The sequence below is a fragment of the Anaerofustis stercorihominis genome (genome assembly GCF_005844425.1).
In the GTDB taxonomy this organism is placed as follows: domain Bacteria; phylum Bacillota; class Clostridia; order Eubacteriales; family Anaerofustaceae; genus Anaerofustis; species Anaerofustis butyriciformans.
Genome location: NZ_SPHL01000007.1, coordinates 1 through 22,819, shown reverse-complemented (window position 1 = coordinate 22,819; position 22,819 = coordinate 1). Strand labels below are relative to the sequence as shown.

General features: G+C 30.9%; 22 protein-coding genes. 15 read left to right on the top strand and 7 right to left on the bottom strand.

Features of this window, described 5'->3' with window-relative positions; genetic code table 11:
- The 11 genes from rsmH to ftsZ all read left to right on the top strand — a co-directional run bounded on the left by rsmH (position 1) and on the right by ftsZ (position 13,180).
- Positions 1 to 927, top strand: a complete 927-nt coding sequence (rsmH, locus tag FGQ49_RS03225; protein ID WP_138268478.1) for a 16S rRNA (cytosine(1402)-N(4))-methyltransferase RsmH — start codon at positions 1 to 3, stop codon at positions 925 to 927.
- A gap of 44 nt (positions 928 to 971) precedes the next feature.
- On the top strand, positions 972 to 1,397 hold the full coding sequence (locus FGQ49_RS03220) for a hypothetical protein (protein ID WP_138268477.1): 426 nt from the start codon (positions 972 to 974) through the stop codon (positions 1,395 to 1,397).
- Between the two features lie 15 nt (positions 1,398 to 1,412).
- Complete coding sequence (locus tag FGQ49_RS03215; protein WP_138268476.1) at positions 1,413 to 3,614, top strand: penicillin-binding transpeptidase domain-containing protein; 2,202 nt, start codon at positions 1,413 to 1,415, stop codon at positions 3,612 to 3,614.
- An 84-nt stretch (positions 3,615 to 3,698) separates the two neighbouring features.
- Entirely contained in the window at positions 3,699 to 5,072 is a 1,374-nt protein-coding gene (locus tag FGQ49_RS03210) for a UDP-N-acetylmuramoyl-tripeptide--D-alanyl-D-alanine ligase (protein ID WP_138268475.1), read from the top strand.
- Positions 5,072 to 6,076: a phospho-N-acetylmuramoyl-pentapeptide-transferase gene (gene mraY / locus FGQ49_RS03205; protein WP_138268474.1), complete on the top strand. Its 1,005-nt coding sequence runs from the start codon at positions 5,072 to 5,074 to the stop codon at positions 6,074 to 6,076. The genes FGQ49_RS03210 and mraY overlap by 1 nt, the downstream gene beginning before the upstream one ends.
- 10 nt (positions 6,077 to 6,086) lie before the next feature.
- Positions 6,087 to 7,463 carry a UDP-N-acetylmuramoyl-L-alanine--D-glutamate ligase gene (murD, locus tag FGQ49_RS03200; RefSeq protein WP_138268473.1) on the top strand — a complete coding sequence of 459 codons (1,377 nt, stop codon included), beginning with the start codon at positions 6,087 to 6,089 and terminating at the stop codon, positions 7,461 to 7,463.
- A gap of 4 nt (positions 7,464 to 7,467) precedes the next feature.
- A complete protein-coding gene (gene ftsW, locus FGQ49_RS03195) occupies positions 7,468 to 8,568 on the top strand; it encodes a putative lipid II flippase FtsW (protein ID WP_138268472.1) in 1,101 nt (366 codons plus the stop codon).
- Between the two features lie 148 nt (positions 8,569 to 8,716).
- Positions 8,717 to 9,835: an undecaprenyldiphospho-muramoylpentapeptide beta-N-acetylglucosaminyltransferase gene (gene murG, locus FGQ49_RS03190; RefSeq protein WP_138268471.1), complete on the top strand. Its 1,119-nt coding sequence runs from the start codon at positions 8,717 to 8,719 to the stop codon at positions 9,833 to 9,835.
- A gap of 83 nt (positions 9,836 to 9,918) precedes the next feature.
- Positions 9,919 to 11,175 carry a UDP-N-acetylglucosamine 1-carboxyvinyltransferase gene (murA, locus tag FGQ49_RS03185; protein ID WP_138268470.1) on the top strand — a complete coding sequence of 419 codons (1,257 nt, stop codon included), beginning with the start codon at positions 9,919 to 9,921 and terminating at the stop codon, positions 11,173 to 11,175.
- Between the two features lie 2 nt (positions 11,176 to 11,177).
- A complete protein-coding gene (locus FGQ49_RS03180) occupies positions 11,178 to 11,957 on the top strand; it encodes a cell division protein FtsQ/DivIB (RefSeq protein ID WP_138268469.1) in 780 nt (259 codons plus the stop codon).
- A 107-nt stretch (positions 11,958 to 12,064) separates the two neighbouring features.
- The gene (gene ftsZ, locus FGQ49_RS03175; protein WP_138268468.1) at positions 12,065 to 13,180 is read left to right on the top strand and encodes a cell division protein FtsZ; all 1,116 of its coding nucleotides are present in this window, start codon (positions 12,065 to 12,067) and stop codon (positions 13,178 to 13,180) included.
- 105 nt (positions 13,181 to 13,285) lie between these two features.
- On the opposite strand, the gene FGQ49_RS03170 is transcribed toward ftsZ, so the two are convergent.
- Both FGQ49_RS03170 and FGQ49_RS03165 read right to left on the bottom strand, forming a co-directional pair.
- Positions 13,286 to 13,507: a PspC domain-containing protein gene (locus FGQ49_RS03170; RefSeq protein WP_138268467.1), complete on the bottom strand. Its 222-nt coding sequence runs from the start codon at positions 13,505 to 13,507 to the stop codon at positions 13,286 to 13,288.
- A 14-nt stretch (positions 13,508 to 13,521) separates the two neighbouring features.
- Positions 13,522 to 13,746 carry a PspC domain-containing protein gene (locus FGQ49_RS03165; RefSeq protein ID WP_138268466.1) on the bottom strand — a complete coding sequence of 75 codons (225 nt, stop codon included), beginning with the start codon at positions 13,744 to 13,746 and terminating at the stop codon, positions 13,522 to 13,524.
- Between the two features lie 194 nt (positions 13,747 to 13,940).
- On the opposite strand from FGQ49_RS03165, the gene FGQ49_RS03160 reads away from it, so the two are divergent.
- Entirely contained in the window at positions 13,941 to 14,702 is a 762-nt protein-coding gene (locus FGQ49_RS03160) for a phosphatase (protein WP_138268465.1), read from the top strand.
- 23 nt (positions 14,703 to 14,725) lie between these two features.
- On the opposite strand, the gene FGQ49_RS03155 is transcribed toward FGQ49_RS03160, so the two are convergent.
- Positions 14,726 to 15,139, bottom strand: a complete 414-nt coding sequence (locus FGQ49_RS03155) for a hypothetical protein (RefSeq protein WP_138268464.1) — start codon at positions 15,137 to 15,139, stop codon at positions 14,726 to 14,728.
- Between the two features lie 286 nt (positions 15,140 to 15,425).
- Between FGQ49_RS03155 and leuS the strand changes: the two genes are divergently transcribed.
- Positions 15,426 to 17,831 carry a leucine--tRNA ligase gene (gene leuS / locus FGQ49_RS03150; RefSeq protein ID WP_138268463.1) on the top strand — a complete coding sequence of 802 codons (2,406 nt, stop codon included), beginning with the start codon at positions 15,426 to 15,428 and terminating at the stop codon, positions 17,829 to 17,831.
- Between the two features lie 194 nt (positions 17,832 to 18,025).
- Here the strand turns inward: leuS and FGQ49_RS10805 are convergent, their stop codons facing one another.
- Entirely contained in the window at positions 18,026 to 18,382 is a 357-nt protein-coding gene (locus tag FGQ49_RS10805; RefSeq protein WP_138268462.1) for a DUF2752 domain-containing protein, read from the bottom strand.
- A gap of 182 nt (positions 18,383 to 18,564) precedes the next feature.
- Here FGQ49_RS10805 and FGQ49_RS03140 point away from each other — a divergent pair, with 182 nt between their 5' ends.
- A complete protein-coding gene (locus FGQ49_RS03140) occupies positions 18,565 to 19,014 on the top strand; it encodes a TM2 domain-containing protein (protein WP_138268461.1) in 450 nt (149 codons plus the stop codon).
- A 114-nt stretch (positions 19,015 to 19,128) separates the two neighbouring features.
- Here FGQ49_RS03140 and FGQ49_RS03135 read toward each other — a convergent pair whose 3' ends face one another.
- Both FGQ49_RS03135 and pdaA read right to left on the bottom strand, forming a co-directional pair.
- Entirely contained in the window at positions 19,129 to 19,293 is a 165-nt protein-coding gene (locus FGQ49_RS03135; RefSeq protein ID WP_138268460.1) for a DUF1540 domain-containing protein, read from the bottom strand.
- A 78-nt stretch (positions 19,294 to 19,371) separates the two neighbouring features.
- Positions 19,372 to 20,166: a delta-lactam-biosynthetic de-N-acetylase gene (pdaA, locus tag FGQ49_RS03130; protein ID WP_138268459.1), complete on the bottom strand. Its 795-nt coding sequence runs from the start codon at positions 20,164 to 20,166 to the stop codon at positions 19,372 to 19,374.
- A 439-nt stretch (positions 20,167 to 20,605) separates the two neighbouring features.
- Here pdaA and typA point away from each other — a divergent pair, with 439 nt between their 5' ends.
- Positions 20,606 to 22,444 carry a translational GTPase TypA gene (gene typA, locus FGQ49_RS03125; protein WP_138268458.1) on the top strand — a complete coding sequence of 613 codons (1,839 nt, stop codon included), beginning with the start codon at positions 20,606 to 20,608 and terminating at the stop codon, positions 22,442 to 22,444.
- Between the two features lie 32 nt (positions 22,445 to 22,476).
- Here the strand turns inward: typA and FGQ49_RS10505 are convergent.
- Positions 22,477 to 22,819, bottom strand: a 343-nt coding sequence (locus FGQ49_RS10505) for a hypothetical protein (protein WP_207669783.1), incomplete at its 5' end; no start/stop codon positions are given.

Sequence of the window (22,819 nt, the reverse complement as noted above, 5' to 3'; positions counted from 1 at the left end):
ATGAAACATATTAGCGTTTTATATAATGAAACCCTTGATATCCTAAATATAAAACCTGATGGTATTTTTGTTGACGGAACAATGGGCGGAGCAGGTCATAGTGAAGGGATATGCAAAAGATTATCCGATAAGGGAACATTTATCGGAATTGACAGAGATGATTTTGTGTTTGACAGAGCAAAAGAAAGACTTTCTCCTTATAACTGTGAAAAACATTTTGTAAAAGGTAATTTTCACGATATAAAAAGTATTTTAGAAGAACTTGGTATTGATAAGATTGACGGCATGATGGTTGACCTTGGAGTTTCTTCTTTTCAGATTGATGATGAAAAACGAGGATTTTCTTTTAGGCATGACGGTCCACTTGATATGAGAATGGATAGAACCAGCGATGTTGATGCAAAGAAGCTTGTTAATACATATTCCTATGAAGATTTAAAAAGAATCATAAGTGAATATGGGGAAGAACAATTTGCAGGAAATATTGCAAAACATATTATAAAAAGGCGTGAAGAGAAGCCGATTGAAACAACTTTTGAACTTGTAGAAATAATAAAAGCTGCAATTCCAAAAAAGTTTCACGCAAAAAAACATCCAGCGAAAAAGACTTTTCAGGCTATTAGGATAGAAGTAAATAACGAAATAGATGCACTTGAAAAAGCTGTGGAAGATATGATTGATGTTTTAGATAAAGGAGGAAGGCTTGCGGTAATAACCTTTCATTCCTTAGAAGACAGAATCACAAAGAAAGTGTTTAATGATAAAAAGAAGGGTTGCACCTGCCCTAAAGATTTTCCAGTATGTGTATGCGGGAATAAGCCAAAAGTGAAAGTTCTAACGGGTAAACCTATTCTTCCTACAGGTGAAGAGATAGAAAATAACCCACGTTCAAGAAGTGCAAAGCTTAGAGCAATAGAGAAACTTTAAGTAATAATAAGAAAATTTTTCAAATATAATTTAAGGAGCAGCAAATGACAAGAAGAAATAATAATGCGCAGATTAGAAAAAATGTTAATAAAGAAGAAAAGATTTTTACAATTGATACTGTTTTATTTTTGTTTTTAGTTGCTTCGATATGTGTTTCTCTTATCACTTGGCAAAGTTACAGAATAAACAGAACGGATATTGCAATATCTAATCTTGAAAGTGAATTAAAAGAGGTTCAAATGCTAAACGACAGTTTAGAGGGGAAATTGCTGGCAAAAAGAGATTTGAAGGAAGTTCAAAAGATTGCGACAAAAAAATATGGTATGATTAAACCAAGTAGCAGTTCTTTTGTTGCTGTTGATGTGACAGATAATTCTGATTCAATTTCCTCAACAAAGAGTGCAAGCGCTCAAAATACTAAAGACGAAAGTGCACTCTCTAAACTTTTTGACAGTTTCGTCAGTAACTAATGAAGGTGGTAACATTTGAAAACTTTTTTAGATTTAAAACGAAAGAAAAGAATTTTATTTATATTTTCCTTTGTATGTGTGCTGTTTGTTGCACTTGTTGTAAAACTTGTTTACATACAAGGATTTAAAGCAGTTGAATACGGAGATAAACAATCAGCCATGTTGATGCAGCGTCTTCCTATTACGGCAAGTAGGGGAGATATTTATGACAGAAACATGGCTTTACTTGCAAAAGACGCAACTTGTTCAAGTATTTATGTTTCTCCTGCAAGCATAGAAAAAGAAGATAAGGAAGAAGTTGCAAAATATTTAAGTGAAATGCTTGATTTAGATTATGATGAAGTTTATAAAAAAGTAAATAATTCATCTTCAAGTAATGAGCTTATAAAAAGCAAAGTGGATAACAGTATAGGATTAGAGATAAAAAATAAGGGTTATACAGGTGTTTCTGTAACAGAAGATAAAAAAAGATATTACACAAACGGTACTTTTGCGGCACATCTTCTTGGGTTTACGGGAACAGACCATCAAGGATTATATGGACTGGAAGCAAGTTTTAATGATGTTCTTTCAGGTAAAGACGGAGTTGTTTTATATCAAACAGACGGAAGCGGAAGAAAAATTGCATCAGGAAGTGAAATAAGACAAGAAGCTACAGATGGAAGTAATCTTGTTCTTACAATAGACAGTGTAATACAAATGTATGCGGAAAATGCACTTGAAACCGGTATTAAAAAGACCGGAGCAAAGAGAGCTTTGGCTATTGCCATTGATCCTTCAACTGGAGAGATACTTGCAATGGCATCAAATCCAAGTTACGATTTAAATGACCCATGGGAACTTGATGAAGATTTTGAAGATAATTTTAGTTCTGATTTTTATACAACCGATGATGATGGTAAGAAAAGAAAAATGACAGAAAGTGAAAAGCTTGCTTTAATGTGGGATAACCCAAACATCAGTTTAAACTATGAACCTGGCTCAACATTTAAACCGATAACCGTTTCGGCGGCACTTGAAGAAGGTTCTATTACAACATCATCAAGGTTTTACTGCTCGGGATATAAAGTAGTTGCCGGAACAAAGATAAGGTGTTCGGTTTACCCAAATGCTCACGGCAGCGAATCTTTGGAAGAAACGCTTATTAATTCGTGTAACCCTGCAATGATGGAAATAGCAATGCGTATGGGACCTGATGTTTTTTATGATTATATATATAACTATGGATTCGGCTCAAAAACGGGAATAGATTTGGGAGGAGAAGAAAGCGGTATTTTATCTCCAAATGAAAATGTAAATATAGTAGATTATGTAACAAAATCTTTTGGGCAAGGGCTGTCGACTACACCAATTCAGATGTCTATGGCTTTAAGTGCTGTAATTAATGGTGGATATTTGTTAAAGCCTCAACTTGTTAAATATGTAACAGAAGGGGAAAATAATGAAATAACCACAACATATGATAAAGAAGTCGTAAGACAAATTATTTCAAGCGATACTTCTAATACAATGAGAAAATATCTAAGAAGTGTTGTATCAAAATCCAGTGTATTATCACAGTATGATTCAGATGATTTAAAAATGGGTGGTAAAACAGGTACGGCACAAAAGATAATAGATGGTAAATATTCTCATTCAAAATATGTTACGAGTTTTTTCGGGTTTGCACCATATGATAATCCTCAAATTGCAGTTATAGTAATTTTGGATGAACCTACAAACGGAAGTTACGGAAGTACTACAGCTGCACCTATAGCAGCAGAAATTCTTAAAAACTCACTTAACTATTTGAATACAAAATCTGATTCTGACAGTGAAGATGTTAAGACATTAAATGCAAAGGTTGTTGTTCCTGATGTTAGAGGAGAAAGTTTAACCGATGCAAAGAGTCTTCTTGATTCACTAAATATAGATTATGAAATAAAATACAAAACTAAAAATATAAAAGATAATGATGCAATAGTCATAAGTCAGACAAATGTACAAGAAACTTATAGTAAGAAAATTACCATTACTGTTGACAGCTCTTCTTCGACGGAAGTAACTATGCCTGACTTAACGGGTATGAGTGTTCAAAGCGCAAACGAAGCATTAACGAAGTTGGGGCTAACCATAGAAGTTAAAGGCGGTGGTATAGCAACGAAACAGAGCGTTAAAGCCGGTACAAAAGTTAAGAAAGGAACAAAAGTAACGGTAACCTTTGAATATGTTGATTAATTATTTTGTATTTTATATATAAGTTGTTTTAACAAAAGCCAAAAAGTGATATAATAATGCGGATATTGAAGTTTGAGGTAGAAAATGCATAGTATTGATATATTAAAATTAGAAAAAATGCTTGGCGGCAAAATTATTAAAGAAGGAAATAATAAAATAATAACCGATGTGGTAATAGACAGCAGGCTTGCAAAAGAGGGAAGTGTATTCTTTGCACTTCCCGGAACTGCATTTGACGGACATGATTTCGTTAAAAAAGCAGTCGAGAATAAAGCTTGCTGTTGTGTCGTTACTAAACTTGTCAATGACGCAGACTGTTATCAAATTAAGGTTGAAGATACTCTAAAGGCTCTTTATGATATGGCAAAAAGTTATAAAAGTGAATTTACGATTCCTTTTATAGCTTTAACGGGAAGTGCCGGTAAGACAACCACAAAAGATATGGTTTCAAGTGTTTTATCAAGTAAGTATAACACAATGAAAACAATAGGCAATTATAACAGCACAACGGGTGCTCCTCTTACTTTATTTAACTTAAATAAAGAACATGAGATTGCAGTTGTTGAAATGGGAATGAACCACAAAGGTGAAATTGAAAAAATAAGCTCACTTGTTGAACCTGATTTTGGAATAATAACAAATGTAGGGGTAACCCATATTGAAAATTTGGGAAGCAAAGAGAATATTTTTAAAGCAAAAATGGAAATTACAAAAGGACTTAAAAAAGGCGGTACTCTTGTTGTAAACGCAGATAATGAGTTCTTTAAGGATTATAAAAACAATGAATTTAATATTGTAAAAATAGGAATAGAAAACGGAGATTTTAAAGCTTACGATATTGTTTATGATAAAAGCGGTGTGAGTTTTAATGTTAAATATGAAGATAAGGAATATTCTTTTAAATTAAAAACTCCTGCAAAATACAGTGTTTATAACGGGCTTGTTGCAATATATACAGGATTTGCTTTTGGACTTACTTATGAGCAGATACAAAAAGGACTTGATAGTTTTAAAGCAAGCAAAAACAGAATGGATATAGAAGATTATAATGGAATGACTCTTATAAACGATACTTATAATTCCAACCCTGATGCTTTAAGAGAGGCGCTTGGTTTACTTAAGAACATAAGTGGCAATAATAGAAAAGTAGCGGTTCTCGGAGATATGTTTGAACTTGGAGAAAAAAGTGAAAAACTACACTTTGAATGTGGAAAAGATATAGTACAAAATGAAGTTGACTTTCTTATTACTGCGGGAGAACATAGCAGACAAATAGGGGAAGGTGCCGTATATTACGGTTTTGAGAAAAAAAATATAAAACATTTTGATTCAAAAGATGATTTAATGAAACAAATAGAAAAGTTGACATTTAAGGGAGATTATATTTTATTTAAAGCATCCAGAGGAATGGCTTTTGAAGATGTAATTGACAGCCTAAAAAGGGGAGGTAATTTATAATGATATATGTAATTCTTTCAACTCTGATTTCATTTACAATAGTAGTATTATTAACACCTAAATTTATTCCTTTTTTGCAAAGACTAAAAATGGGGCAGACTATAAGGGAGCTTGGTCCGAAGAGTCATTATAAAAAGGCAGGTACTCCTACAATGGGCGGACTTGTAATGATGCTTGGTATTTTAGTTACATGTGCATTATTTTTTACAAAAGCTGACGGAGATTTAATATTTGCTTTATTTGTAACATTGATTTTCGGTCTTATAGGATTTTTAGACGATTATATAAAAATGGTTCAAAAAAACAGATTAAATTCTGAAGGTGGGGTTCTTGTTCCATATCTTGGAATGCTTCCAATACAGAAATTGCTTTTACAATTTTCGGCTGCGGGTGCAGTTGCGGTTTATGCAGCATTTCATCCAACAATCGGAACGAGTATTGTAATACCTTTTACCAATATCGTATGGAATATGGGTATATTTTATATTCCGTTTGTTATTATAGCAATAGTTGCTGTCGTTAATGCGGCGAATTTGACAGACGGATTAGACGGACTTGCATGCGGAGTTACCATGATAATATTATTCTTTTTCTTGGTATTTTCTCTTGCAAACGGATTTACTTCTATGAATATATTTACTGCAAGTGTAATAGGAGCATGTCTTGGCTTTTTATGCTATAATGCTCACCCTGCTTCGATTTTTATGGGAGATACAGGTTCAATGGCTCTTGGCGGTGCGGTTGTAATAGTTTCTATTTTTACAAGATCAGAACTTTACATTTTAATCGCAGGAGGAATATATCTTATAGAAGCATTATCGGTTATATTACAAGTTTTCTATTTTAAGAAAACAGGGGGTAAAAGACTTTTCAAAATGGCACCTATACATCACCATTTTGAACTTTTGGGACATCATGAAACAAAAATAGTAACTTGTTTTTGGATTACTACGGCAGTACTTGTTTTAATATCATTGCTGTCACTTCCAATTATGTTTGGTTAAGGAGAAAAAAATGGAATTAAAAAACGGAATATATATGGTTGTAGGTGGAGGCAGAAGCGGTGTTTCCGTTTCAAGATTTCTTTCATCTCAAAATAAGAAAGTATATTTAACAGATACAAAAGAATATGAAGATATAGCAAAGCTTGGATTTGGAATAGACACTTTGGTTGGTGATGAAAATATTAAATTTATTCTTGGAAGACAACCAAGTGAAGAGGAAATAAAAGAGTGCGAAATGGTTATAGTTTCGCCATCTGTTCCTCCAAAGGCTTTTCCTATTGTTACGGCGAAGAAAAACAATATTCCCGTATACAGTGAATTTGAATTTGCCAATAGTTTCTGTAAAGGATATAAAGTTGCAATAACAGGTACAAACGGTAAGACAACTACAACTACACTTGTTGGTGAAATTTTTAAAAATGCCGGGTATGAAACATATGTAAACGGAAATATCGGAGATGCATTTATTAACGATGCGGCAAAGGGAGATGAAAACAGCGTTTATTCTCTTGAGATAAGTTCATATCAACTTGAAATGACAGATAAGTTTAAACCTAATGTTGCTATAATTACAAATATTACTCCTGACCATTTGGAAAGACACGGAAGTTTTGAAGAATATGTCAGAGTTAAAGGAAACGTATTTTTAAATCAAGACGAAAATGATTATCTTATCGTAAATAAAGAAGATAATGTTGTAATGGAACTTAGTAAAAAAGCTAAAAGCAATGTTTTGACTTTTACTACAAAAGACGATAAAGATGCAAACGCATATTTGGAAAACGAAAATATAATGATTAACTTTAAAGGCGAAGTTTTTGAGCTTATAAATATAAATAAGCTTAAATTATATGGACTTCACAATGTAATGAATGTTATGTGTGCATCTTTGGCAGGAATTGTTAAAGGCGTAAAAAAAGAAAATCTTGTTAATACCTTAGAAAATTTCAAAAGTGTTGAACATAGAATTGAATATGTTGATACGGTTGACGGAATAGAATATATAAATGATTCTAAAGGTACAAATGTAGATGCGACCGTAACGGCAATAAAGGCAATGAAGAAAAAAACGGTTTTAATGCTTGGAGGTTATGACAAACAGACACCTTTCGACGATTTGGCACAAAACCTTAATGATAATATTAAATGTAGTGTTCTTTATGGAGTTGTAAAAAACAAAATAAAGGATACATTTGATAAATATGGATATAAAAATTACGTTGTTGTAGAAGATGATTTTATTAAAGCTTGTGAAGAAGCTACAAAACTTGCAAATGAAGGGGAATGCGTTCTTCTTTCTCCTGCGACTTCAAGTTTTGATATGTTTGATGATTATGAGCAAAGGGGAAGAGTATTTAAAGAATACGTAAACAAACTGAAAGGATAATTATATGAGAGAAGTAAGAAAAAGAAAAGGGACAATGGATTATTGGCTTCTTCTTACAGTAATAGGTTTAACTGTTTTTGGTATAATATCTATTTTTTCTGCAAGTATGTATAATTCGGGTCTTGAAGGAAGTCCTTTTTCCTATTTTACAAAGCAGCTTATATTTGCCATCATAGGAACCTTTCTTATGATTACCATTTCAAATATAGATTATAAAGTGGTAAAACATTTTGCGCCAATAGTAATGATAGGTGCAATATTACTTCTTATTTTGGTTTTGTTTATAGGTGTTGATGTTAATGGTGCAAAAAGATGGATTGATATAAAAATCGGTACGATTCAACCAAGTGAATTTACAAAGGTTGCACTTATTTTATATTTGTCTTATTCGATTGAAAAGAAAAAAGAACTTATAGGAACTTTTAAATACGGAATTTTACCTTATATAGGTCTTGCAATGATTGTATGCGGACTTATTGCTTTGGAACCTAACCTTAGTACTGCAACGATTATTGGTGCACTTATTGTAGGTATGTTAATAATCGGTGGAATGAATTTAAAATGGTTTATTCCTGTTGCGGGACTTGGTGTTTCGGGTATTGTATTTATGATTATAACTACTCCTTGGAGAATTACCAGAATGCTTACTTTCTTAGATCCATGGGAAGATATACAAGGTTCTGGTTGGCAGATTTGTCAATCTTTAATGGCTCTTGGTTCAGGCGGTTTACTTGGTAGAGGATTTGGAGAAGGAAAAGCAAAACTTCTTTTTATGCCGGAACCTCAAAATGACTTTATTTTTGCTCATATAGGAGAAGAAATGGGGCTTATTTGTGGAATAATACTTATTGCGGTATATTTATTTTTAATATGGAGATGTATCGTTATAGCACTAAATGCTCCGGATTCTTTCTCAATGTTATTTAGTGGGGGAATGGCAGGGTTGCTTGGAATGCAGGTATTTATCAATATCGGTGTTGCAACAGCGCTTTTACCTGTAACAGGTATGCCTCTTCCTTTTGTAAGTGCGGGTGCTTCCTCACTTATTTCTCTGATGTGCGGTATGGGGGTAGTTCTTAATATATCAAAACACTGCCGTATATAAGTAAATTATGGAAAATAATTTTTATAAAAGGATTAATGTTAAAATTAATCCTTTTATAAAATAAAGTTATTTAATAGTTTTTTAATTTTAAATTTATCAAAAAATAATTAAGAGTTATATAATATTGTTCTTATAGAGAGGAAAAGAAATGAAAATTTTAATTGCAGGCGGTGGAACAGGCGGACATATTTATCCTGCTGTTGCCATAGCAAATCAGATAAAATATGAATATCCTGATGCTGAAATTGTTTTTGCTGGAAGAAATGACTGTATGGAAGCTGATATAGTTCCAAAGGCAGGTTATGAACTTAATAACATAAGAATATACGGTTTTGAAAGATACTATTCTAAATTAAAAAAATTATCTGTATTTTTCAAAATGTTTAGAGGATATAACGACGCAAGAAAGCTTGTAAATAGTTTTAATCCTGATATTGTTATAGGTACCGGAGGATTTGTTTCCGGTCCTGTTGTGCTGGCAGGAGCTTTAAAAGGTAAACCTACTCTTATACATGAACAAAATGCAGTTCCCGGATTTACTACAAGAACACTTTCAAAATGGGCAGACATCGTATGTTCAAGTTTTGAAAATACAAAAGAATATGTAAAACATCCTGAAAGGGTTGTATATACAGGTAATCCAGTAAGAAGAGAGTTTGGGTTATATAACAGAGAAATTGCAAGAAAGACTTTAGGAATAGATTCTGATAAAAAAGTTATAGTATGTTTTGGGGGAAGCCTTGGTGCTAAAAATTTAAATGATGCCATGCTTTCTTTAATAGAAGAATATAGAAATGATGATGATATCTATATTTGTCATGTAACCGGTAAAAACGGATATGAAGATTTCCTTGAAAATGCAAAGAAAAGAGGTTTGAATTTCGGAGAAATCCATAACGTTGAAATAAAAGATTATGTTTATGATATGCCTGTGCTTTTAAATGCAGCAGACCTTGTTATAGCAAGAAGCGGAGCAGGTGCTATTGCGGAAATTACATATGTGGGATTAGCGGGAATATATATTCCTTATCCGTTGGCTGCCGATGATCATCAAAGAAAAAATGCTGAAGAGGTAGAAAGTGCCGGAGCGGGTATTATGATACTTGATGATGAATTAAACGGGGACAGACTTATTGATGAAGTTAAGAAGATTATATGTAACGAAAGTTATTTTAAACAAATGAGTTATATGTCAAAACTTCTATCAATAAAAGACAGTGCAGAACGTATTGTGGACGAAGTGGAAAAGCTTACTAAAAACAAATAAAAATTATATAACCTTCAAAGCTATGTATTCACAATAATAAAATAATATGAATATTATAAACTAAATGGCTTTGGAGGTAGTTTATGGAAAGTTTCGTTATTGAAGGCGGAAAAAGATTAAGCGGTGAGATTGATTTACAGGGATGCAAAAATGCTGCTTTACCTATTTTAGCAGCATCGGTTTTAAATAAATCGGAAAGTATTATTCATAATGTTCCCGATATAGAAGATGTAAATACTATGATTGAAATGCTTAAGGATTTAGGCTGTTATGTTGAAAAGAAAGATCATAGTGTGATTGTTAATTCAAAAGATATAAATAAAGTAAAATTAAATGATAAACTTTTAAGGAAAATGCGTTCTTCTCTCATTTTAATGGGGGCGGTATTATCTCTTGAAAGGGAATGCAGTTTTTCTATGCCCGGCGGATGTGATATAGGACTTAGACCAATAGATTTACATATTAAAGCTTTAAAGCAACTTGGGTGTAAAATGATAGAAGAAAATGGTGTAATTACCTTAAAAGGTGAAAAAATCAGGGGTAGAAATATTCAGCTTGATTTTCCAAGTGTCGGGGTTACGGAAAATATTATTCTTGCTTCTGTTTTGGCAGAAGGTGTTACGGCAATAGGAAACCCTGCAAAAGAACCAGAGATAATTGATTTACAAAATTTCTTAAACAGTATGGGAGCGAGAGTTTACGGTGCAGGAGGAAATACCGTATATATAGAAGGTGTTAGAAGTTTAAAAAATACCGAATATACAATAATGAGTGACAGAATAGTATGTGGGACTTTTATGTGTCTTGCAAATATGACTTGTTCAAGTTTTTTTATAAAAAATGCAAAGCTTGATACTATGAAAGCTGTTTATTATAAACTTCTTGAAACGGGAGAGATGTTTAAAATTTACAGTGACGGTATTTTGGTAAGAGGCAGTGATAATATTAAGCCTTTAAAATCTCTTATTACTCTTCCTTATCCCGGATTTCCTACGGATATGCAGTCTCAAATGGGAGCAATGCTATCAATTGCGAATGGGGTAAGTATAATTAACGAAACGATATTTGAAAATAGATTTAAATATACTTTGGAACTTATAAGAATGGGGGCAAAAATGAATGTAAAGGGAAGTACACTTGTTGTTGAAGGCGTAGATAAACTTTACGGCGCACAGGTATATGCTCCTGATTTAAGAGGCGGAGCGAGTCTTATTATTGCTGCTTTGGCGGCAGAGGGAAAAAGTATAGTAAGTGATATACATCATATAAAAAGAGGTTACGAAAATATAGATAATATAATAAACTCTCTTGGAGGGAAAATAAAAAAAGTTAAGGTGTAGTTATGAACAGAAGCTATTATGAAGCTAAAACTTACAGACCAAGAAAAAAAAGAAGAAAAAGAAGAAGCAGGTTTTTTAATTCTAAATCACTTCTTATTATTTTCGTACTTTTAATTGTTGTAACAGGGGCTATTTTTATAACTACATCGGATTTGTTTAATATAGAAAGTATTGAAGTTGAAAATAATCAAATAGCTACCAAAGAGGAGATTATTGCCAGAAGCGGTATTTTGGAAGGAGAGAATATATACTCTTTTTCCGCATCAAAAGCAGAGGAAGCAATAGAGCAAATTACAGTTGTAAAAAAGGCAAATATTCACAGAAAATATCCTAATACTATTGTTATAGATATAGAGGAAAGATCTCCTTTTTTCATTTTACAGGAAAGTAAAACTTTTTATGATGTAGATGATGATGGAAAAGTGCTTTCATCTTCCAATACTTTGGTAAGGTATGATGTTCCGATTGTAACCGGTATAGAAGTTAAAGATATAGAAGAAGGAACAAATTTATTTGATATGGATGATGTGAAAATTCAAACTTTGAAACAAGTATTTGAATTTTTAAAAGAAAATGATCTGTTAAAAAATGTTTCTCAGTTTTATGTAAATAAAGACGGAGAATATAATTTATATTTTACAAATGGAAGCGTTCTTCAGTTTGCAAACTATACAGCATTTTCATATCATGAAGATTTTGTAAAATATTTTATACAAAACATGGATATGAAGCAGAAAGTAGAGCTTATTGAAGGGGTAAATCCAATATATAGTAAAATATAAAATATGGTGTCAGATATGTAGTAAAAATAACAAAAAAGTATTGCATATATTTAAAAATAATATTAAAATAGAATATAATTAGTTTACTATGTTTAGGAGGAGTTATTATGCCATACGAAATGGAAGATATACATATGGGTAATTTTGCTGATATAAGAGTAATCGGCGTTGGCGGAGGTGGAAACAACGCTGTAAATAGAATGATAGAAGGAGGACTTCAAGGCGTAAGATTTGTTGCAGTTAATACTGATGCACAAGCCTTGAGTGAATCTTTAAGTGAAAATAAAGTTCAAATCGGAGAAAGAACAACAGGTGGACTTGGTGCAGGCGCTAACCCTCAAGTTGGACAAGAATCTGCAGAAGAAAGCACAGATGATTTAAAGAAAATCGTAGAAGGAGCAGACCTTTTATTCATCACAGCAGGAATGGGTGGTGGTACAGGTACAGGAGCAAGCCATGTAATTGCAAAAATTGCAAAAGATCTTGGTATTTTAACTATTGCCGTTGTAACAAGACCATTTGCCTTTGAAGGAAAAGTTAGAGCTTCAAATTCTGATTTAGGTATAAGACTATTAAGAGAACATGTTGATGCTTTAGTTGTTATTCCAAATGAAAAATTACTTACACTAGCAGATAAAAACACAACATTTAAAGATGCTTTAAAATTAGCTGATGATGTATTATCACAAGGGGTTAGAGGTATCTGTGACTTAATCGGTATTACAGGTATCGTAAACTTAGACTTCTCTGATGTTAAGACAATAATGAAAGATGCCGGAATGGCTCATATGGGTGTTGGTTATGGTACAGGCGAAGATAAAGCTGTAGAAGCTGTTACTGAAGCCGTTAAATCTCCTCTATTAGAAACAAGTATTAAAGGTGCAACGGGCGTTATCATTAATATTACAGGTGGAGAAGACTTATCATTGTTCGAAATTAACAAAGCTGCCGAAATAGCAAGAGAAGAAGCTGACCCTGATGCTAACGTAATCTTTGGTGCGGCAATTGACCCAAGCTTGGAAGACAGCGTTAAGATTACAATTATTGCAACAGGTTTTAATATGAAAGCAAAAAATGGACAACTTGTTGATATAGTTGAAGAAGATAAAGATGATGATAAAGAACAACCTGTAAAGAAGAAAGAAAGCAAAAATGACTGGGGAGATATTCCTGATTTCTTAAAGGATTCTTTATCAAGAAGAGACAGAAATGATTTTGAATAAAAATAGAAAGACCGCATATGCGGTCTTTTTTATTAAAGAAAGAACCTGTGAAGAACTATTTTAAATAAAAAAGGAAAATAAAAAAACACATCAATATGATGTGTTTTATCTTATTTCATAATCGTCATATCCCAAAGTGTCTTTTTCCGGCATAATCCATGAAAGAACAAAATATAAAATTACAAATGGTATCGTCATTGTCAGCAATGTAAGCATAACATATATAACTCTTAAAATTGTAACATCAATATTAAGGTATTCACTGAATCCTTTTAATACACCACAAAATTTTGCTCCGTATCTTGTTTTGTATAATTTCTTTTTCATTGTTTCCTCGTTTATTAATTTATATCATAATTTGAATATTCTATTTTTTCTTCACTTGGAATAATTAATGCTAAAATGATATATAACATTATTGATGGTATACCATAAAAAATTAAACATGAAAGTATAAATATAAAACGTAATATTATTGTATCAACTCCGATATATTCACAAATTCCGTTTAATACGCCGAAAAACATTGAACCATGTTTCTTTTTATAAAGTTTTTTACTCCGCATATAATTCCTTTACTTCCTTAATATTAAATCAATTTAAATTATTCGCAAAACATTATATCATTAAATTTTGTTTTTAGCAAGAAAATATATATATGAAAATAATCATATATATATTTTACATTATATTTTGTTGAAAAAAAGATGTTTGGGTAATATAATTAAAATATATATAAAAGAAAGTTAGGTGATTTAAAGTGAATATTGTAGCAGATTTACACACACATACAAACGTATCTCATCATGCGTACTCTACAATTATTGAAATGTGCAAAGGGGCAAAAAAAGCAGGTCATATTGCCATAGGCAATACAGATCATGGTCCAGCAATGGAAGATGGAGCTCATCAATGGCATTTTCAATCTCTTCAAATGTTTATTCCAAGAATTCTTGAAGGCGTATATGTTTTAAGAGGTGCTGAAGCAAACATATTGCAGCCTGACGGAAGACTTGATATACCGGATCATGTGCTTGATACCTTGGATTATGTTGTTGCATCAATTCATAATGAAACTTTCCTTGAAAGAGATCCTGACAGAATTACCGAAATAATGCTTAAAGTACTTGAAAATCCAAGAGTAGATATTTTGGGACATTTAGGTTCTCCCGCATTTAAATTCGATTATGAAAAAGTTATTTCAAAATGTAATGAATATGACAAAGTTGTTGAAGTAAACAATAACTCTTTTTATGCAAGAAAGGGAAGCAAAGAAAATTGCCTTGAAATAGCAAAGTTATGTAAAAAATATGAAGTGCCTATTTCTGTTAACTCAGATGCTCATTTTTGTCTTGGAGTAGGTAAGATAGACAGAGCAAGAGGAATAATAGAAGCAGCGGGATTCCCTGAAGAACTTATTATAAATGCAAGTGCAGAGAATTTACAAAATTATTTTATGAGAAAAAAAGGTCTTGATATTTTGGGAGAAATCCAAAAAGGAGAAAATAATACTTTGGAATAAAAAAGAAGCTTATGCTTCTTTTTTTATTTTTTCAAACTGTCCGGAACGGCTTCGGTCTTTAAATATAAACTTCCCAGAGTATCATGGGTTATTGTTATTCCGTTTTCTTCTTTTGTGACTGCATAAGTTAATACATCTTTTTCGTTTTGTTTTATTACCAAAAGCAGTTGTTTGTCTTCTTCTTTTATTTCATATTTAAAATCGCTCTTAACATCCTCAAAAATTATGTTTCCTGTATAATCACTGTTAAAAACATAATAGAAGTTTAAATTTGAATAATCAATTTCTTTTTTGTCAACATTCACTTTTTCAAGTTTATATTCTCCTGTTATATCTACCGGTTTATTATTTTTCATGCCTGACATTATCCCAAAAATTGCAAGAATTATAACAAGTAGTACGGTAACGGATATAAATATGATATTTTTTCTATTCATGCAAAACCTCCATAATTTATATATTAAAATATATGGTCAAAAGTTTTTATATATGCATTTATTTTAAGCAATAGTATATAAATTATTTATGGGATAAAACCATGTGCTAAAATGATAATTAAGTTTTTATATTAATCAAATTTTATACATATATTAGTTTCATAAAGCTTATTTAATATATAATTTAAGCAGAAATTATTACATTTTAGTTGACTTAAGTGCCATAAATTAACTATAATAAAAATGTTAATGTTAAATCGAAATAGTTATAAATAAGGAGAAATAAATGGACAATTATAACTTTAAAGAAATAGAAAAAAAATGGCAAGATATTTGGGATAAAGAACAATGTTTCCATGCAGTAACAGGACTTGACAAACCTAAATATTATGCTTTGGTTGAATTCCCTTATCCATCAGGACAAGGTCTTCACGTAGGTCATCCAAGACCATACACTGCTCTTGATATAGTTTCAAGAAAAAAGAGAATGCAAGGATATAACGTACTTTTCCCAATGGGATTTGATGCGTTTGGTCTTCCAACAGAAAACTATGCAATCAAAACAGGTGTTCATCCTGCAATTGTTACAAAAAACAATATTGCTAACTTCAAAAGACAACTAAAATCTCTTGGTTACTCTTTTGACTGGCAAAGAGAAATTGATACAACAGATCCAAAATATTATAAATGGACACAATGGATTTTCTTACAATTATTTAAAAAAGGACTTGCTTATAAGAAAGAATTCCCAATAAACTTCTGTACAAGCTGTAAAGTTGGTCTTGCAAATGAAGAAGTCGTAAACGGGGTTTGTGAAAGATGTGGGGGAGAAGTTGTAAGAAAAGTTAAAAATCAATGGATGCTTAAAATTACTGAATATGCAGACAGACTTATTGACGATTTAGATGATCTTGACTTTATTGACAGAGTAAAATCAAGTCAAAAGAACTGGATTGGCAGAAGTTATGGTGCTGAAATTAATTTTGAAATTAAAGACAGTGATGAAAAATTAACTGTATATACAACAAGACCGGATACAATTTACGGTGCAACATATATGGTTATATCTCCTGAACATCCTGTAATCGAAACATTAAAAGATAAAATAACAAATTATGATAAAGTAGTTGAATATAAAGAAGAAGCTGCTAAGAAATCTGATTTTGAAAGAACAGAACTTAATAAAGAAAAAACAGGTGTAAAACTTGAAGGTATAAGTGCTATAAATCCTATTACAGGAAAAGAAATAAGCGTTTTTGCTTCTGATTATGTACTTATGACATACGGAACAGGTGCAATTATGGCTGTACCTGCTCATGATACAAGAGACTATGAATTTGCAAAAGTATTCGATTTACCTATCGTTGAAGTTGTAAGCGGCGGAGATATTGAAAAAGAAGCCTACACAGGAGACGGTAAGCTTGTAAATTCTCCATTGATTGATGGTTTAGGTATTAAAGAAGCAAAAGAAAAAATGACACAAATCGTTGAAGAAAGAGGAATCGGAAGAAGAAAAACTAACTTCAAACTTCGTGACTGGGTATTCTCTCGTCAAAGATATTGGGGAGAACCTATTCCAATTATAAACTGTCCTCACTGTGGATTCGTTCCGCTTGATGAAAGCGAACTTCCTCTTACACTTCCGGATGTAAAAGATTATAAACCAACTGATGACGGTGAAAGTCCACTTAAAAATATGCCTGAGTGGTATAAGGTTAAATGTCCTAAATGTGGTGCTGATGCTGAAAGAGAAACTGACACAATGCCTCAATGGGCCGGTTCAAGCTGGTATTATTTAAGATATACAGATCCTGATAATGATGAAGCTCTTGCAAGCGAAGAAGCTATTAAATATTGGATGAATGTAGATTGGTATAATGGTGGTATGGAACATACTACACTTCACTTGTTATATTCTCGTTTCTGGCATAAATTCTTATATGATATTGGAGTTGTAAATACAAAAGAACCTTATCAAAAGAGAACAAGTCATGGTATGATTTTAGGTGAAAATCATGAAAAGATGTCTAAATCAAAAGGTAATGTAGTTAACCCTGATGAAGTTGTAGACGAATTCGGTGCTGATACTTTAAGAACATATGAAATGTTTATAGGGGACTTTGAAAAAGTTGCTCCATGGAGTGAAAACGGAGTTAAAGGTTGTAAGAGATTCTTAGACAGAGTTGCCAAAATGGAAGATTTAGTGGTTGACGGAGAAGAATATTCTAAAGAACTTACTACTTTAATGCATCAAACTATTAAGAAAGTAAGTGAAGATTATGAAACTCTTAAATTTAACACTGCAATAGCTCAACTTATGAAATTAACAAATGAAGTTTATGACAAAGGAAAAATAAATAAAGCAGAATTTAGAACATTCCTTATTTTACTTAACCCTGTTGCTCCTCATCTAACAGAAGAATTATGGCAAAGAGCAGGATTTGAAGGATACTTACATCAAGCTTCTTGGCCTGAATATGATGAAGAAAAAACAATTGCCGATGAAATTGAAATTCCAATTCAAATTAATGGTAAATTTAAAGGTAAAGTAGTTGTAGACAGAAATGCTTCTGAAGAAGAAGTTAAAGAAGCAGTACATGCTCAAAAAGCTGTACAAAATATTCCTGAAGGTAAGAAAATCGTTAAGGAAATTTATGTAAAAGGTAGAATTTACAATATTGTTATAAAATAAATAAAAAAAGGTTGTGGTTTTAATCACAGCCTTTTTTTGTGAAAAAAAAGAGAGTCTTACAAAAATGTAAGACTCTCTTTTATTCCCTATTTGAAAAGTATGTAATAAAATTTTTTATTATTATATCACAATATTTTCTTATAAACATCAAAAAAACATAAAGTTAATTAATTCTTAATATTTGTAATATTTTATTAAGGAATATAAAAAAATATCATTCTTATAATATATATAGCAATATATAAAATAGCAATAAAAGAAAGAATGCAAGTTCTGGTTTTTCTATTCATTTTAAAAAAATACTTTTCGTTAGAAGTAATAAGTAAAATTAAAAAGGGAATAGATAATATAAACAAAGGATGATAATAAAAAGCTTGTTTTATATTACCATTCAAAAAAGAAATTAACGCTCTTGTTGTCCCGCAAAAAGGGCAAGGAAGTCCTATAATGTATCGTATAAGACAGTTTATTTTTGTTATATTTATAATAAAAGCATATAAGGCTGTTACTGTTAAAATTAAAATGTATTTTTTGATATTTTTCTTTTTCATAGATAATATAATTTAATATACTTTCTGTTTTTATTTTAATATAATATAAAAAATTTTTTTAGTCAAACTATCCTTTTCCATTTCTTAAGAAAAACTAAATAATAAAGGTTTTTATTGACATAAAACCTTTAACCATTATATACTTAAATTACGATATACATGTAGAATGAGAGGAGAAAATTATGGAACAAAATAAAGTAGATATGTTTTTAATGTCAAATGCTGAATATTTTCCTGAAGAAAATATGATGTTAATAAGAGAAAGATTGCAAGCGCTTCCTGATGAATGTTTTGTGCAATTATCAACAATGCAGTTTAAATCACCTGTTGTAATGTTGGTTGTTTCTTTATTCGTTGGAGGTCTTGGTGTTGATAGAATGATGCTTGGTGAAGTTGGACTTGGTGTATTGAAACTTCTTACAGCTGGTGGATGTGGTATCTGGACTATAATAGATTGGTTTATGATTATGGGAAATACAAAAGAAAAGAATGTATTGAAATTAATGAATGCTATAAATATGATACAATCTAATCCTTATGGTCAAACAAATTATAATAATCAATATAATCAATACAACCAATATAATCAAGATAACCAAAATGATAATATTATAGATGTTGACGAACAATAAAAATAAACATTAATTAAAAAAGGAAGAATAAGCATTCTTCCTTTTTTGTATGATATAAATTTTTTATATCATATAATATTAAGTTTGAGAGGTAATATAATTAGGGAGGGTTTCCTATTTGGCTTTTAATTTAAATGAAAGACAATCAGTACAGTCACATTGTGTTGGATGTGATTCGTGTGTACCTACCTTGATTGAATCAAGGGAACAATAGTTACAGTCATTACAATTATATTCACAGCTTTTAACATCGCATTCGATTGAAGTATTTTTATTCATGTTTTTCCTCCTGTACATTTTAAAGTCGTAACTTTTGGTTACGTATTTAGTATGTGGAGAAAAAATAAAAATATTATTTTATTTTGTTAAATCATCTAAACTTTTAAAGGTATATCCTTCCTTTTTAAGTGTTGTAATTAAATCTTTTAAAACTAAGCTGTTTGTTTTTGATGTTGAATGTAAAAGCATTACACAACCGTTATGCATTCTGGGCATTATTTTTTCAAATACACTGCTGAAACTTTTTTGTTCGTTATTGTTCCAGTCAACATATGCTAACGACCAAAAAATTGTTTTGTATCCCATGCTGTTTGCAAGAGAAAGAGTATGTTCGTTGAACGTTCCTTCCGGAGGCCTTAAATATTTTTTTAATTCTTTACCTGTTGTTTTTTTGTATAAATCTTCCAAATCTGTAAGTTGTTTTTTGAATTCTTCGTCACTTACATATCTTAAATCTTTGTGTGAATATGTATGATTTCCTACTATATGACCTTCATTAATCATTCTTCTTACCAAATCGGGATTTTTTTCTATGTAATTACCTACCAGAAAAAAGGCGGCAGGGACTTTTTCTTCTTTTAAGGTGTCAAGTATTTTAGATGTATATCCATTTTCATAACCTGCATCAAATGTAAGATAAATAACTTTTTGATTTTCATCTCCCACATAGTACGCATTATATTTTTCTAATGTTTCTTTATCTGCATTTCCTACAGGTTGTTTATTTTCTTTATAATTTCCAAGTCCCCACTGAGTTTTATCAATACCAGCATTGATATTATGTAAAAATAGGATAAATATTGTAATTAAAAAAATAATGAAAATTAAAAAAGAAAAAAACATTTTTATTTTTTTACCGTTTAAATTAATCATAAAAAGCCTCCTAATAGATTATATTTAGAAAGTTAATTTTTATGATTAATTATAGTATTTGTTTATAAAAAGAAAAAAACACCTTGCGGTGTTTTTTCACTAAAACAAAACAATATCAATTTCAAAGGGTAAAAATATATTATATAAAATTTGGAAACATTAATTTTATATTTCTATATTTTACATTGTCATTATAAATAATAAATATTAAATTAAAATGATAAAAAAATTAATAATTAATAAATTTTATTTTTATTATTGCCTTTTTATAAGATTTTATTCAAAAATTTTAAAAAAGAGGCTATATTAAGGTTATAAAAGGATTTATTGGTGCTTAAAATTGACATTGATTTTATATAGTGATATAATTTTTTAGTTAATGAATATTAGCGTGCTTATGCACATTTTATAAAATAAAAAAAGTTAGAAGGATGAATTAATGAAGAAAGAAAATATAAGAAATATTGCAATAATTGCCCATGTAGACCACGGTAAAACTACATTAATAGATGCAATGCTTAAACAAAGCGGTACATTCAGAGAAAATGAAGATGTAAATGAAAGAGTAATGGACTCAAATGATCTTGAAAGAGAAAGAGGAATTACTATTTTAGCTAAAAATACATCAGTATACTATGATGATATTAAAATCAACATTGTAGACACACCTGGACATGCTGACTTCGGGGGAGAAGTTGAAAGAAGTCTTTCTCTTGTAAATGGAGTTATTCTTCTTGCTGATGCTTTTGAAGGTTGTATGCCTCAAACAAGATTTGTTCTTAAAAAAGCATTGGAACAAAACTTACCTGTAATAATAGTTATAAACAAAGTAGATAGAGAAAATTCAACACCTGAAAAAATTGCCGATGATGTATTGGAATTATTTATAGATCTTGAAGCTGATGAAAGCTATCTTGATTCAAAAGTTCTTTTTGCTTCTGCAAAACAAGGCTGGGCAAGTGAAACACCTGTAAAAAAAGATGATAATCTTGAAGTATTATTTAAGGCTATAAAAGAAAATATTCCTTGTCCTACAGGAGATGAAGAAAAGCCTTTCCAATTCCTTGTATCAAACATTGAATATGATGAATACACAGGAAGACTTGCAATCGGTAAAATTGAAAGAGGTCATGTTCAAGCAAATGACATGGTAAGTATTGCAAGAAAAGAAGGAAATGTTACAAAAGGTAAAATTTCTCAACTTTATACTTATGAAGGACTTAAAAAAGTTCCTTGTCAAAAGGCAAGCGCCGGAGAAATCGTATGTATAGCAGGTATTGCAGATATTAACATAGGAGAAACAATCGGAGCTGTTGACAATGTAGAGGCTGTTCCTTTTGTTGAAATAGATAAACCTGTTCTTTCAATGAACTTTTCCGTAAACACTTCACCACTAGCCGGAATGGACGGAAAATATGTAACAAGCAGACATCTTAGAAATAGATTATTCAGAGAACTTCTATCAAATATTTCTCTAGAAGTAAAACCTACTGACAGTGCAGATACTTACAAAGTATCAGGAAGAGGAGAACTTCATCTTTCAATTCTTATAGAAAATATGAGAAGAGAAGGTTATGAATTTATGGTATCAAAACCAACTGTTATAACAAAAGAAATAGACGGCGTTTTATGTGAGCCTTTTGAAAGACTTGTTGTTGATGTTGATGATGAATATACAGGAACAGTTATAGAAAGCTGTTCAACAAGAAAAGGTGAACTTTTAAATATGGATAAATCAAGTGATAAATATACAAGACTTGAATTTATGATTCCTTCAAGAGGACTAATCGGATACAGAAGTGAACTTATGACAGCTACAAAGGGTACTGCTGTTGTAAACTCAAACTTTGAAAAATATATGCCATATAAAGGAGATCTTGAAGGCAGAAGCAGAGGTTCTTTAATTGCTAGTGAACCTGGAGAAAGTATTACTTACGGTTTATACAATGCACAAGAAAGAGGTACATTGTTTATCGGACCAAATACTACTGTTTATGAAGGAATGGTTGTAGGAGAAAACTCAAGACCTGACGATATGACTGTAAATGTATGTAAGAGAAAACAAGTTACAAATATGCGTGCTGCGGGAAGTGATGAAGCTTTAAGACTTACTCCTCACAGACAATTAAGTTTAGAGCAATATCTTGAATTTATAAATGACGATGAGCTTTTAGAAGTAACACCAAATCATTTAAGAGTAAGAAAAGAAATTCTTGATAAACAACTTAGAATTAAAGCTGAAAATAAAAAAAGACAACAACAAAAAATGGGTAAATAATAAAAGAGCTATTCTCTATTAGAGAATAGCTCTTATTTTTTATTAATAAAAAGTGAAGTTGGAAAAGAAAATATTTTTAAAGATAAAATAAATGTAGTAATAATTGCAATTATCATATAACATAGTTTTCCGGTTGGGCTTGTACATAATATATTATCTAAATTAAATATATTTGTTAAAATGTTCATAACAAATATATGCCAAAAGTATATTTGTAACGTTTTTTGCCCTATTGATGTAATTGTTGGTATCTTTTTATTTGGCATAATAGATATAAAGGCTAGTCCTAAAATGGTTGCCAAAAGATATATAATTGATTGGTATATTAATCCGTAGTTATATATATTTTCCGTAAAAGGTTTATTACCTCTTACA

Coding starts and splice junctions, on each gene's coding strand:
- rsmH (WP_138268478.1), top strand. CDS start 1: ATGAAACATATTAGCGTTTTATATAATGAAACCCTTGATATCCTAAAT.
- FGQ49_RS03220 (WP_138268477.1), top strand. CDS start 972: ATGACAAGAAGAAATAATAATGCGCAGATTAGAAAAAATGTTAATAAA.
- FGQ49_RS03210 (WP_138268475.1), top strand. CDS start 3,699: ATGCATAGTATTGATATATTAAAATTAGAAAAAATGCTTGGCGGCAAA.
- mraY (WP_138268474.1), top strand. CDS start 5,072: ATGATATATGTAATTCTTTCAACTCTGATTTCATTTACAATAGTAGTA.
- murD (WP_138268473.1), top strand. CDS start 6,087: ATGGAATTAAAAAACGGAATATATATGGTTGTAGGTGGAGGCAGAAGC.
- ftsW (WP_138268472.1), top strand. CDS start 7,468: ATGAGAGAAGTAAGAAAAAGAAAAGGGACAATGGATTATTGGCTTCTT.
- murG (WP_138268471.1), top strand. CDS start 8,717: ATGAAAATTTTAATTGCAGGCGGTGGAACAGGCGGACATATTTATCCT.
- murA (WP_138268470.1), top strand. CDS start 9,919: ATGGAAAGTTTCGTTATTGAAGGCGGAAAAAGATTAAGCGGTGAGATT.
- FGQ49_RS03180 (WP_138268469.1), top strand. CDS start 11,178: ATGAACAGAAGCTATTATGAAGCTAAAACTTACAGACCAAGAAAAAAA.
- ftsZ (WP_138268468.1), top strand. CDS start 12,065: ATGCCATACGAAATGGAAGATATACATATGGGTAATTTTGCTGATATA.
- FGQ49_RS03170 (WP_138268467.1), bottom strand. CDS start 13,507: ATGAAAAAGAAATTATACAAAACAAGATACGGAGCAAAATTTTGTGGT.
- FGQ49_RS03165 (WP_138268466.1), bottom strand. CDS start 13,746: ATGCGGAGTAAAAAACTTTATAAAAAGAAACATGGTTCAATGTTTTTC.
- FGQ49_RS03155 (WP_138268464.1), bottom strand. CDS start 15,139: ATGAATAGAAAAAATATCATATTTATATCCGTTACCGTACTACTTGTT.
- leuS (WP_138268463.1), top strand. CDS start 15,426: ATGGACAATTATAACTTTAAAGAAATAGAAAAAAAATGGCAAGATATT.
- FGQ49_RS10805 (WP_138268462.1), bottom strand. CDS start 18,382: ATGAAAAAGAAAAATATCAAAAAATACATTTTAATTTTAACAGTAACA.
- FGQ49_RS03140 (WP_138268461.1), top strand. CDS start 18,565: ATGGAACAAAATAAAGTAGATATGTTTTTAATGTCAAATGCTGAATAT.
- FGQ49_RS03135 (WP_138268460.1), bottom strand. CDS start 19,293: ATGAATAAAAATACTTCAATCGAATGCGATGTTAAAAGCTGTGAATAT.
- pdaA (WP_138268459.1), bottom strand. CDS start 20,166: ATGATTAATTTAAACGGTAAAAAAATAAAAATGTTTTTTTCTTTTTTA.
- typA (WP_138268458.1), top strand. CDS start 20,606: ATGAAGAAAGAAAATATAAGAAATATTGCAATAATTGCCCATGTAGAC.